Origin of the sequence: Streptomyces sp. SM11 (genome assembly GCF_002910905.1) — a bacterium.
Taxonomy (GTDB): Bacteria; Actinomycetota; Actinomycetes; order Streptomycetales; family Streptomycetaceae; genus Streptomyces.
In genome coordinates this window covers 68626-80050 of sequence record NZ_NEUE01000209.1, presented here as the reverse complement: position 1 = coordinate 80050, position 11425 = coordinate 68626, and the positions used below count along the sequence as shown (strand labels likewise).

At 74.0% G+C, this 11425-nt stretch carries 9 protein-coding genes; 6 read left to right on the top strand and 3 right to left on the bottom strand.

All coding sequences use genetic code 11. The features are described 5' to 3' along the window. Positions 1-412: 412 nt before the first annotated feature. Positions 413-1096 (top strand): leucine efflux protein LeuE, encoded by a 684-nt coding sequence (gene leuE, locus B9S58_RS20235; protein WP_103533519.1) that lies wholly within the window; start codon positions 413-415, stop codon positions 1094-1096. 31 nt (positions 1097-1127) lie between these two features. On the opposite strand, the gene B9S58_RS20230 is transcribed toward leuE, so the two are convergent. Next, complete coding sequence (locus B9S58_RS20230) at positions 1128-1589, bottom strand: MarR family winged helix-turn-helix transcriptional regulator (RefSeq protein ID WP_103533518.1); 462 nt, start codon at positions 1587-1589, stop codon at positions 1128-1130. A 184-nt stretch (positions 1590-1773) separates the two neighbouring features. Between B9S58_RS20230 and B9S58_RS20225 the strand changes: the two genes are divergently transcribed. Genes B9S58_RS20225 through B9S58_RS20205 form a run of 5 tightly spaced genes read left to right on the top strand, consistent with a single transcriptional unit; the run spans position 1774 to position 9100 of the window. Continuing rightward, the gene (locus B9S58_RS20225; protein WP_103533517.1) at positions 1774-2739 is read left to right on the top strand and encodes a glycosyltransferase family 2 protein; all 966 of its coding nucleotides are present in this window, start codon (positions 1774-1776) and stop codon (positions 2737-2739) included. Between the two features lie 3 nt (positions 2740-2742). Beyond that, on the top strand, positions 2743-4098 hold the full coding sequence (locus B9S58_RS20220) for a polysialyltransferase family glycosyltransferase (RefSeq protein WP_103533516.1): 1356 nt from the start codon (positions 2743-2745) through the stop codon (positions 4096-4098). 58 nt (positions 4099-4156) lie between these two features. Next, positions 4157-5518 (top strand): hypothetical protein, encoded by a 1362-nt coding sequence (locus tag B9S58_RS20215; RefSeq protein WP_103533515.1) that lies wholly within the window; start codon positions 4157-4159, stop codon positions 5516-5518. Next, entirely contained in the window at positions 5515-7941 is a 2427-nt protein-coding gene (locus B9S58_RS20210; RefSeq protein ID WP_258044780.1) for a tetratricopeptide repeat protein, read from the top strand. Before B9S58_RS20215 ends, B9S58_RS20210 begins: the two co-directional genes overlap by 4 nt. Before the next feature lie 55 nt (positions 7942-7996). Next, a complete protein-coding gene (locus B9S58_RS20205; protein WP_103533514.1) occupies positions 7997-9100 on the top strand; it encodes an acyltransferase in 1104 nt (367 codons plus the stop codon). Between the two features lie 7 nt (positions 9101-9107). Here B9S58_RS20205 and B9S58_RS20200 read toward each other — a convergent pair whose 3' ends face one another. Further along, on the bottom strand, positions 9108-10445 hold the full coding sequence (locus tag B9S58_RS20200) for a polysialyltransferase family glycosyltransferase (RefSeq protein WP_103533513.1): 1338 nt from the start codon (positions 10443-10445) through the stop codon (positions 9108-9110). Further along, complete coding sequence (locus B9S58_RS20195; RefSeq protein ID WP_103533512.1) at positions 10442-11425, bottom strand: glycosyltransferase family 2 protein; 984 nt, start codon at positions 11423-11425, stop codon at positions 10442-10444. Before B9S58_RS20195 ends, B9S58_RS20200 begins: the two co-directional genes overlap by 4 nt.

Genomic DNA, 11425 nt, shown 5'->3' with positions numbered 1-11425 from the left:
GCGGCCAGCGCGACGAGGGAGACGGCGGCGACGCGACGCCCCCGCCCCGGAACCGAGGCCGGGGCGAGTACCGGAGCCGGCGCCGGAGCCCGCCCCGGTATCGCTTCCGCCGCCCGTGCCCCGCCCGTTCCTCTCGTTCCCCGGCCGTCCCACCCGCTGTTCGTGCCCGCCATGATCGGTCCCCCCTGCCTCACCCGTCGGCCCGTGCCTCCTGTACGGATTCCCGTCCGGCCCGGACCCCGAATCCTCCGTCGGGCGAACGCCGCGCGTCCAGCCTCCCGAGGGGCGCCCGGTGGATCATGGCCGGGCCCTGCCCACCGGGCGCCCTCTCTCCCTTACGGCGCCGGACGCCCGGTATCGCCTGGTCAAACCCCCTGGACGGCGACCCGTACGGACGTGCGAGACTCCGTCCATGCTGGGTGTCACCGATCTTCCGACGTATCTCGCCGGTCTGGCGCTGATCGTTCTTCTGCCGGGGCCGAACTCGCTGTACGTGCTCTCCGTCGCCGCCCGGCGCGGCGTGCGCACCGGCTATACGGCCGCCGCGGGCGTCTGGACCGGGGACGCCGTCCTGATGACGCTCTCCGCGCTCGGTGCCGCTTCCCTGCTCCAGACCACGCCCCTGCTCTTCGCGATCGTCAAGTACGCGGGCGCGGCCTATCTGACCTGGATGGCCATCGGGATGCTGCGGGCGGCCGTGTCCCTGTGGCGCGAGCGGCACCGGCGTACCGCCGAGATGGTGGAGACGGTCGAGGCGGCTGAGATGGCTGGGGCTCCTGGGGTGACGGCCTCCGCGGAGAGGCCGTACCGCCGGGCGCTGGTGGTCAGTCTGATCAACCCGAAGGCGATCCTGTTCCTGATCTCCTTCTTCGTCCAGTTCGTCGATCCGGGCTACGCCTACCCGGCGCTGTCGTTCCTGGTGCTGGGCACGCTGCTCCAGCTCGCCAGCTTCACCTATCTCTCGGTGCTGATCTTCGGCGGCACCCGGCTGGCCGCCGTCTTCCGTCGCCGTAAGCGGCTGTCGGCGGGGGCCACCTCGGCGGCCGGCGTACTGTTCCTCGGGTTCGCGGCCAAGCTCTCGCTCAGCAGCGTGTAGCAGCACGACAGGAGCAGAGCCGGGCGCGCCCTCAGTGGTGCCAGGCCTTTCCCCCGACGTTGCGGATCATCCGCTGCAGCACCTTCAGCGCGGCGACGAACTCCGCCTCGGGAATGCCCTCGTGGATCTCCGCGCTCGCCCGTGAGACCCGGGCGTACGCCTTCTCGCGCAGCGCCCGACCCTCGGGGGTCATCCGCAGCCGGGCCCCGGGGTCCTCGGTGACCAGCCCCCGTTCGAGAAGGCTCTCGACGGCTTCCTCCATGCCGTCGGCCCCGGCGTCGAGGTAGCCGCTGAGCATGGCGACCAGCTCGGCCCGGCCCCGCCCCTCCCCGTCCGCCCCGTCCAGTTGGCCCAGCACCCACCAGGGAGGCTGGGTGAGTCCGTGCTCGGCCAGCGCGGACCGGATGTGGGTGACCGTCGCCTCGTGCGCGGCCCAGCTCCAGTAGCCGATCGGCTGGCGTGCGAGTCCCGCGTCGTCGTGTGAGTAGTCCATGCCCCCGAACGTAGAACCTCAGGCGAAGTTGAGGTCAAGCCCCTCCGTCGTGGGGCGCTCTCCGGCGCGCGTGCCCGGTCATCCGGCGGACGCGCAGAGTTCACCCGCTGTCGTGGCGGGCGTCACCCGATCCTTCCGCCGTCTCACTACGTTGTCGGGACCATGATCGAAGGCGAGGGCTCGCGTGCCGAAACTGTCCGTTGTCGTACCGCTCCACAACGTCGCGGCCTACGCTCCGACCACGCTGGGCAGCCTGGCCCGCAACGCGGACCCGGACATCGAGTTCCTGCTGGTCGATGACGCGTCCACCGACGGCACGCAGGACATCGTCGACCACTGGGCCGAGCGGCTGCCGAACGCCCGGGTGATCAGACACGGCACGAACGTCGGCATCGCGGCCGCCCGCAACAGCGGCATCGACGCCGCCGAGGGCGACTACCTCACCTTCCTCGACGGTGACGACTGGTACGCCCCCGGCCATCTGGACCGGCTGGTGCGCGCCGCCCAGGACCTCGACTGCGACTTCGCCCGCACCGACCACGTCCAGTCCACCGGCACCACCCGCGTCGTGCGGCGCGCCCCCGCGCCCCTCCGGGACACCCTGCTGGACCCCCGCGACGGGATCGGGGCGCCCGAGCGCGAGACCATGGTCGACTACCCGTTCGTCTGGGCCGGGATCTACCACCGGCGGCTCTTCGCGGACGGCGCCCAGCGCTTCGCCACCGAACTGCGCACCGCGGAGGACCGGCTGTGGATCTGGCAGCTCCATCTGCGCGCCCGCACCTACGCGGCGCTCGGGCTGTACGGCATCTTCTACCGGCGCGGGGTCACATCCTCCCTGACCCAGATCAAGGACGCCCGCCAGCTCGACTTCTTCCCCTCCTACGACACGCTGCTCGACCAGCTGAGCGCGGACCGGGATGCGAAGACCCTGCTGCCCAAGGCCGTCCGCACCTACTGCGCGATGATCGCCTTCCACAACGAGAAGGCCGACGACTACGAGCCCGCCACCGCCCGGCGGCTGCGCTCCGAATCGGCCGCCGCGCTGGGCCGGATGCCGCAGGACGTGCTCGACCGCACCCTGACGATGATCGACGACAAGCGCGGCACGCTGCTCAGCCGTCTGCGCACCAAGCAGAAGGCCGCCTGACCCATGCCCGTACTCCCCGTGCGCACCCAGATCTTCCAGGTATCCACCCTGTACGGGGCGGCCACCCTCGCCGCCGCGCTCGACGCCGGACAGTTCGGCCGGGCCCTCGACAGCCACCGCGTCCTGCTGGTCTCCAACAACGCCGCCGTCCCCGAAACCGCCCTGCGGCTTGAGGAGATGCGCGGCTACGGCTCCCTCGCCGCCCGCTTCGACGCCGTCGTCGACTGGAACGAGGCGATCAGCCCGCACCATCCCAGCGGCTGGGGCCCCCGCTCCGAGGAGACCGTCCTGTGGCAGCGGGCCTTCCGCCTCGCCTGGGGCATCGCGCCCGAGGCCCCTGTCGACCTGGCCGTGGAGTCCATCCAGGTCAACCCGGCCCGCGCGCTCGCCGCGATCTTCTCCGAGAGCGCCGTGCACGTCTACGCCGACGGCCTGATGAGCTACGGCCCCACCCGCAACCGGCTGCCCCAGTCCATCGCCTGCCGCATCCGGCGCGTCCTCCACCTCGACCTCGTCACCGGACTGCGACCGCTGCTCCTCGCCGAGGCCGGCGTCGAACCCGAACTCGTCCCCGACGACGCCTTCCGCGCCGTCCTCTCCGAGATCGCCGCCGCGGCCGAGGGAGACCGGGGCCTCGCCGCCGCCGAAGCGGCCGCCCCCACCGCGATGCTGCTCGGCCAGTACCTCGCCGCCCTCAACATCCTCAGCCCCGAGGAGGAAGAGGACCTGCACATCCGGATGCTGCGCGGAGCCGCCCGCGCCGGGCACACCTCCATCCTCTTCAAGCCCCACCCCACCGCCCCGGCCCGCTACTCCCGCGCCCTGGACGAGGCCGCCGCCGAGGCCGGCGTACGGCTCGCCACCCTGGACGGCCCGCTGCTCGCCGAGACGCTGTACGAGCGCTGCGCGCCCACCCTGGTCGTCGGCTGCTTCTCCACCGCGATGTTCACCGCCGCCGCCTACTACGGCATCCCCGTAGCCCGCGTCGGCACCCGCCTGGTCCTCGACCGCCTCACCCCGTACGAGAACAGCAACCGCATCCCGCTGACGATCACCGACCACCTCGTGCCCGACCTGGACGCGCAAGGTCCCGGGGCCGTCCCCCTCCTGCCGCGCACCGCACCGGACACCCTCGCCCCGCTGGTACGGACCGTCGGCTACTGCATGCAGGCCAAGCTCCACCCCGGGCTGCGCCCCGACGCCGAGGCATGGCTGCGGGAGCGGCTCGACGCCACCACCCAGCACTACTTCAAACGCCGCCGCCTGCAGAGCCTCACCCTGCCCGGCGGCGGCCCCCGGGGAGCGGCGGTCCGGCTGCGCCGCACCGTACGGCGCACCCGCAGCACCCTGGGCCTCTGACCCGGGGCCGGGGCGCGAACCCCGGTCGGCGTCCGACTCACAGAACGGCGGAACGAGCATGGGCCAGACCCTCACCGGGCTGCTCACGTCAGTACGTGCGATAGCGGGACGGCCGGGGGCGCCGGCCCCGGGACGCCCCGGCGGCGGACCCGCCCCGGAGCTCCTGGCCGCCCTGCGGCTCTGCGGCGACCACCTCGCCGCCCTCGCAGCCTCCGGCCCCCTCACCGACGCCCGCCGCACCCGGCTCATCGCGTCGATCGGCGCCCTGACCACCGCGTGCTCCACCCCGGGCGCCGACGCGTTCGACGCGCTGCTGCGGACCGGGCAACAGGCCCTGGACAGCGGGGGCGAAGCCGGGGCCCGCCTCGCCCTGGCCCTCGCCGACGAGGCGACCGCCCTGCGCACCCGCTCCAAGGGCGCCTGGCGGCTGCGCGGCAACGCCCTGGACGCGCTCGGCCGGGGCGAGGAGGCGATCACGGCGTACGAACACCACCTCGCGCTCCAGCAGAACGCCGCCGCCTCCCGCGACGTCGAACGCCGGATCGCCACCCTCCGCGCCGCGGGGGACCGCATCGACGAGGCGTTGGCGCTGTTCGGGCCGGAGAGGAGCGAGGAGGGCGGCACCGGTGCGCGGGCTTCCGGCGCACCCGCCGCCGTCCGTCTGTCGCGCCACCTGCCCGCCGCCGAGGCCCGCGCCGCCTTCACCGATCTCGTCCGCCGCCGCACCGCCGAACTCGGGGCCGCCGACCCGGCCGTGCGCCGGCTCGCCGCGCTCTACACCGAGCACCGCCGGTTCTCGGACCGCGACCCGATGGCCGACCCGCTGCTCGGCGGGGCCGAGCCCATCGGCGTACCCGGTCTGCGCCGGCTCGTCGCGGGCCGGACCGTGTGCCTCGTCGCCGACACGCCGCGCACCGCCGAGCAGGAGCAGCGCCCCGGCAGCGCGTCGGCCGCCCTGATCGAGGGCTACGACCTCGTCGTACGCTGCGACGCCGTACACCATGCCGCACCCACCGCCCGCACCGATCTGCACGCCTGCACCCTGCGCGGCGACACCCCGTGGAAGGGGCCACGGTGGGACCGTCGGGCGGGCGCCCGGCTCGTCTTCGGCGACCCGCTCCCGCACTGGCGGCTCGCCCTGCGCAGCCGGCTCGTCCCCGGCGCGCAGGACCGCATCGGCGACGCGTCGCTGCGACGCCCGCTGCACGATCCGGCGCTGCTGGGCGAGGAGGCCCGCGGCGAAGGACCCGCGAGCACCGCGTACACCGTGCTGCGGCTGCTCGACTTCCTGGGCACCCCCGCCCGGGTGGACCTCATCGGGTTCGAAGGACCGGCGGCCCTGTCCCCGCGCGAGCGGGAGTGGATCGGGGCGCGGACCGGGAACGCGGACGACGCCGCAGTGAGGATCACCCTGAGATGACGACCCCCGGCCCCACCTCCGTGACCACATCCGCCCCCGTGACCGGCTCCGCCACGCCTGCCGAAGCCGCCGACGACCGCCGTGCCGTCACCGGGAAGCGCAGGATCGCCTTCGCCGTGTACGTCGCCGACGCGGACGAACTGCCGGGACTCCAGGCCCTCCTGCGCAGCCTCGCGCTGAGCAACCCGGCCCTCTGCGAGGACGTCGTCGTCCTGCACCCCGGCCTGCCGGACACCGCCTTCGACGCCGCCCGCCGGCTGCACCCCCGGCTGATCCCGCGCACGGCCGCCGGCCGCCACGACGTCTTCCGCCTCGACGGATACGACACCGTGCTCGCCCTCACCCCCGCCATGGTCGTCCTCGGCCGGCTCGACGCCCTGCTGAAGCTCCGTACGGGCGTGGCCGCCGTTCCGCGGCCCGGCCCCGACGGCGCCCCGGACCCGCGCGCCGGCATCCCCGACGACGGACTGCTGGTGATCCAGCGTCAGGACCTCGGGGCGGTCGACCGGCGCCGGAACCCGGGGGCGGCCGACCGGCGCCAGGGCGTCGGCCCGGTCGGCCTGCCCGCCGCGATGCGCATCCCGGAAAGCCTCCTCGTACCCCTGGACTCCCGTGACGACTTCCGGGCGCGGCGGCTCCACGACGACCTGCCGGTCCCCGAGGGCGTCGTGGTCCTGAACTTCGCCGACGCCCCCGCGGCCCGCACCGGCCTCGCCCCCGCCCACGCCGAGCGGGACCGTCTCGACCTGGACGACGAGGCGTTCCGGGCCGCCTACCTCGCCCTGCCCGGCCCCAAGCATCCTGATCTGCTGCCGCACCTCGCGCTCCCCTTCCCCACCGGGTCCAGGCCGCCGATCGACCTGGTCCGGCAGATCGCCGAGATCCACCGGGGGTGCGGCCGGCACGACGAGGCCGTCGCCCTGCTGGGCGAGGCCGTCGCGGGCCGCCCCGACCTGCCGCGCTGCCACGAGACGCTCGGCGTCTGTCTGATGGCGCTGTCCCGGTACGAGGAGGCCGAGACGCACCTGCTGCTGGCGACCGCCTCACCGGACTTCGCTCCCCGCGCCTTCGGTCAACTGGCCCGCCTGGCCTGGCTGCTGGGCCGCACCGAGGAGGCCCGCGGCTATGCGCTCGCAGGCCTGGAGTCCGACCCCACCGATGCCAACTGCCGTGCCTGGTACGCCCGTACGGCAGAGATCGTGACCCCCGGCCGGGACTCGGCGGCGCCCCCGCCCGGTGAGCGGCCCGGTGAACAGCTCGCCCACGTGGCCCTGTTCGCCGACGGAGAGGAGAACGCGGGCGACAAGGTGCTGCCCGAGGCCGTCCGCAGCTGCTTCACCGCCGACACCGGCCCGGACCACTGGCACCAGCAGCACGCGCACCTGCTGGTCGACGAAGCCGTCCTCGAACGCCTCAACGCCCGGCGGGCGGTGATCGTGGGCGGCGGGGGACTCTTCCTCCCCGACACCGCGCCCAACGGCAACAGCGGCTGGCAGTGGAACATCCCCGACGACGTCCTCGCCCGGCTCACCTCCCCCCTGGCGGTCTTCGCCGTCGGCTACAACGTCTTCGACGGCCAGCGCTACCGCCGCGAGCGGTTCGCGGCCTCCCTGCGGGCCCTGGTCGAACAGTCCGCGTTCTTCGGGCTGCGCAACCACGGATCCGTCGCCCGGGTCAGGGAACTGCTGCCCGCGTCGCTCCGTGAGAAGGTGCGCTACCAGCCCTGCCCCACCACGGTCGCCCGCCACCTCGACCCCCGCCTCGCCGAACCGGCGGTGCGCGAGGACACCGTGCTGATCAACTGCGCGTACGACCGGGCCGGGCTCCGCTTCGGCCACGACTACGGGCACTTCCTCGCGGAGATGGCGGCGGCGATCCGCGCCGTCTCGGCATCGGCGGAGGTCCGTTACGCCGCGCACATGCCCGCCGACGAACGCTTCGTCGACGATCTGCGCCGGGAGCACGGCCTCACCCTCCCCGTGGAACCGCTGTACCGCCTCTCCAACGACGCCATCCGCGACCTCTACCGGCGCACCCGGTTGGTGATCGGGATGCGCGGGCACGCCGGGATGATCCCGTTCGGCTGCGGCACCCCCGTCATCAGTCTGGTCTCGCACCCCAAACTGGCCTACTTCCTGGCCGACATCGACCGGCCCGACTGGGGCGTGTCCGTCCACGAGCGGGCCCTCGGCGCCCGGCTCGCGGAGCGGGCCCGCGCGGTCCTGGCCGACCACCCGGCGGCGGTGGCCGACGTCCACGACCGCCAGCGGGCGCTGTGGTCGGTGACCCGGGACAACCTCGCCCGGCTGCGTGAACTCACCGGCCTCCCGGACCCGTTCGGCGGACCGGGCGCCGGTGTCGCGCTCCCCGCGCCCCGGTCGGGGGCCGACCGGGAGAGCGCTGCCCGTCCGGACCGCGCGTGATGACCGTGGCCCTGCCCGTACCGTCCCGCAACCTCCCGCCCACCCCCTGAGGACCATGCCGACCACGCCCCCCGCCCCCGCCCTGGGGCAGACGACCGCAGAGACGACCGCACAGGCGACCGCGGGAACGACCCGTCCCGCCCGTGAGCACCGTTACGACATCGACCTGATCCGACTGGTCTGCTCGGTCGGCGTGATCGTCTCGCACGCGGGCGCCACGTTCCTGGACGCCGCAGGCCACAAGGCCTCCGGCGGCGCGCCCGCCTACTGGATCGGCCTGACCGCGGATTCCCTCGGCAGCTTCGCCGTACCGACGTTCTTCGCCGTAGCGGGCTGGGCCGTCCTGGTCGGAGCTCCGCCCAGGGACGCCGCCCGGCTGTGGCAGCGGATGGCCCGGCTCCTGGTGCCGCTCGCGGCGTGGACGGCCGTCTATCTGATGTGGGGGCGGTGGCGGGGCACCAACGACGGACCGATCGGAGACCTGGCCCTGGACTCGCTGTTCGCCTCCGTCCGGCCCGCCTACCACCTCTGGTACCTCTACGCCTACATTCCGCTGATCATGGTGCTGGCCCTGATCCCGATGGTGCGGGCGGGCAAGCGCCCCTGGAGCGTCGCGGCCGTGCTCCTGGTCATCGCGGCCGCCCCGACGCTGGCCGGCGATCTGTCCCGGGTCACCGACTGGGACGTGCCGCGCTTCGGCTGGAGCTTCGCCGCGTACCAGGTGATGTACGCGGTGCTGGGCGCCCTGCTGATTTCGGCGCCCGCCGGGACGTTCGGCAGGCGCCGGCTGCCCTGGCTGCTGCTCGCCGCGGCGAGCCTGGTCGTCGTGATCGTGTACCAGCACGGGATCCACTACGTCATCCCGAACGCGAGTCCGGCGATCGCGCTGCTCACCGGCGGTTTCCTGCTCACGCTGCACCGGGTGCGGATCCCGGACCGGTTCCGCCCCGTGGTGAGCCGCCTCGTCGACGCGACGTTCGGGGTCTACGTGGTCCACGTCCTGTTCGAGGACGTGGTGGCCGGCCGGCTGGTCCGGGCCGACGTGGGGTGGCCGGCCGCGGTGGCGCTCCTCCTGGCCGTGTCGGCGGCGATCACCGTGCTGTCGTTCGCGACCGTCCTGCTGTGGCGACGGATCGGCCTGGCGCGACTGCTGGGCTGAGGCCGCGTCAGCGGGGCGCGGAGGGCCTCAACGCGCGGGCCCGTCGGGCCACCCGGCGCAGAGCCGGGTTACCGCGCAGGAACGCCAGCCGGGCCGGGACCACTCCGGGGAGCGCGAGCGAGGCCAGGCGGCGGCGCTTGAAGTAGCGCCAGGTGTGGCCGTCCAGGTGCGCGGCGAGGTAGCGCTCGGCGGCCGGGCGCAGATCGGGGCGGACCTTCGGCCGCATCGCGAAGCCGACGGCCGCGAGCAGCCCGCCCAACTCGACCGCGCTGCCCGGCTTCCGCCTCGCCACCGAGTCGGTATCGGCCGCCCCGGGCAGCAGCGCGTCGGCGAGCGTCGCCGGTATCCGCTCGGAGTTCTCGTACGGGGTCAGGCGCTCCAGGAGCAGCCCCGTGCCGACGGTCGCGACCGGGAGGCCGTGGAACCGGGCGGCCCCGAACAACGCGGTGGAGGTGCAGCCGACGACCAGCGCGGGCCGCAGCCGGTGCATCAGCACATCGGCCACGACGGGCAGCGCGGTGTCGAGTACGGTCAGCTCGACGCCGAGCCGGTCCGCCTCGGCGAGGAGCGCCGCCGGGTTCTCCCACGGCGCGTACGGATCCGGCGCGAACACCAGCCGGGTGTGGCCGAGGGCCGCCACCCCGCGCACCATCTCCAGCCGCAGCCCCGCCTCCTCGGCCGCCGGGATCAGCCCGGCCCCGGCGAGATCCTGCCCGAGCAGCAGCGCGTCCGCCTCGACGGCGGTCGACTCGGGGCCCGAGGCCGCCAGTTCCACGACGATCCTGGTGATCGCCTCGGCCGGCACGGTCTGCGGCTCCACCCCGTACTCGCCCAGCAGCAGCGGACGCACCCCGGGGACCAGGTCCGGATGGAGCAGCCGCCGTACCCGGGTCCCGGTCAGCGGGGGGATCTTCTCCCCGGTCGGACCGTAGCCGCCGGGGCCCTCCGCGTAGACATCGACCGGGACACCGGCGAAGACCTGGGTGAGGGCGCGGGCGGGACCGGCGTGCGGGGATTCCACGACGAGCTCCAGCGCCTCGTCGCCGAGCTGCCAGGCGCGCCGGAAGTGGCGTTCCCACAGCGGGGCGTCGTCGGCCCGGGGCAGCCAGTCGGCCGGGTGGAAGGGGAAGATCGCGTCGTTCCACGAGAGGACCTCGTCGAACCGATCGCGCAGCGCCTCGAAGCCGGCGGTCTCCGAGACGTCGGCAACGGCCTCCGGGGCAGGCCCCGTCCGGGACAGCAGCAGGATCCGGCGGTCGGGTCCGGTGAAGCAGCCCGCGTCGATCGCCGCGGCGAGCAGCACCGTCGCGGCGGGCGAGGAGGCGTGGAAGATCCGGATGGTCATGCGGCCGAGGCCCCCTTCGCGGCGGCCGGACGGCGGCGCAGCCTGCGCACCCGGGTCGCCCGTGTCACGTCCATGGAGTCGAGCGCCTCGTCCAGCAGCGGCTGCGGCAGGCGTCCCAGGGCGGCCGCGCCGCGTGCTTTCAGTTCGCGGGCCACGGCCGGTTCGAATTTCTCGAGATCACCCAGATGGTGGGCGATGACCGCACAGTACGTACGTACGGCTTTCGGCAGAAACGTGTCCGCGTCCCGGTCGGCGGCCGTATCGGCGATCACCTGGTCGAAAGCGCGCAGAAAATCGAGCTGGCGCACATCGCCGATCTGGGTGAGAGACGTGGACACCCCCCGCCGGTAGAAATGGCCGAGCAGGCCGAGGACGGCGAAGGAGTCCGCCTCCCGGTGCAGCCGCCAGATCCACGGCCGGTCCTCCGCCGTGCGGAGCCCGTCGGTGAAGTGCAGCAGCCCCCGGTCCAGCAGCCGCCGGTGGTAGAGCCCCGCCCAGGCGAACGCGTAGTCCACCGACGTGGTGCGGTGGGCGGGCAGGATCGCGGCCCGGGGGTCGCTCACCACCCCGTGCGGCCCGTGCGGGACCCGCCGTACGGTCCGCGAAGCGCCGTTCACCTGGACGTGGTCGGTGCGCACGAAGTCGCAGCCCAGCGCCTCGGTGCGGGCCACCAGCCGCTCGTAGTGGCCGGGAGCCAGCCAGTCGTCGCCGTCCAGGAAGGCGATGTACTCGCCGCGGGCGGCGTCCAGACCGGTGTTGCGCGCGGTCGCCAGACCTCCGTTCACCTCGTGCCGCAGCAGCACGGCCCCGGGGATCTCGTCGGCGGCCCGGCTCAGCAGGCGGGGCGTCCCGTCGGTCGAACAGTCGTCGACGAGAAGGAACTCGAAGTCCTCACGGGCGTTGGCCCGCAGACTTCCGAGGGTGTCGGGCGCGTAGGCCTGCACGTTGAAGAACGGCACGATGACGGAGAGCTTAACCAC

Bases quoted from the DNA above. Each gene is read 5' to 3' on its own strand.
- B9S58_RS20210 (WP_258044780.1), top strand. From the start codon at position 5,515: ATGACGACCCCCGGCCCCACCTCCGTGACCACATCCGCCCCCGTGACC.
- B9S58_RS20220 (WP_103533516.1), top strand. From the start codon at position 2,743: ATGCCCGTACTCCCCGTGCGCACCCAGATCTTCCAGGTATCCACCCTG.
- B9S58_RS20200 (WP_103533513.1), bottom strand. From the start codon at position 10,445: ATGACCATCCGGATCTTCCACGCCTCCTCGCCCGCCGCGACGGTGCTG.
- B9S58_RS20205 (WP_103533514.1), top strand. From the start codon at position 7,997: ATGCCGACCACGCCCCCCGCCCCCGCCCTGGGGCAGACGACCGCAGAG.
- B9S58_RS20215 (WP_103533515.1), top strand. From the start codon at position 4,157: ATGGGCCAGACCCTCACCGGGCTGCTCACGTCAGTACGTGCGATAGCG.
- B9S58_RS20230 (WP_103533518.1), bottom strand. From the start codon at position 1,589: ATGGACTACTCACACGACGACGCGGGACTCGCACGCCAGCCGATCGGC.
- leuE (WP_103533519.1), top strand. From the start codon at position 413: ATGCTGGGTGTCACCGATCTTCCGACGTATCTCGCCGGTCTGGCGCTG.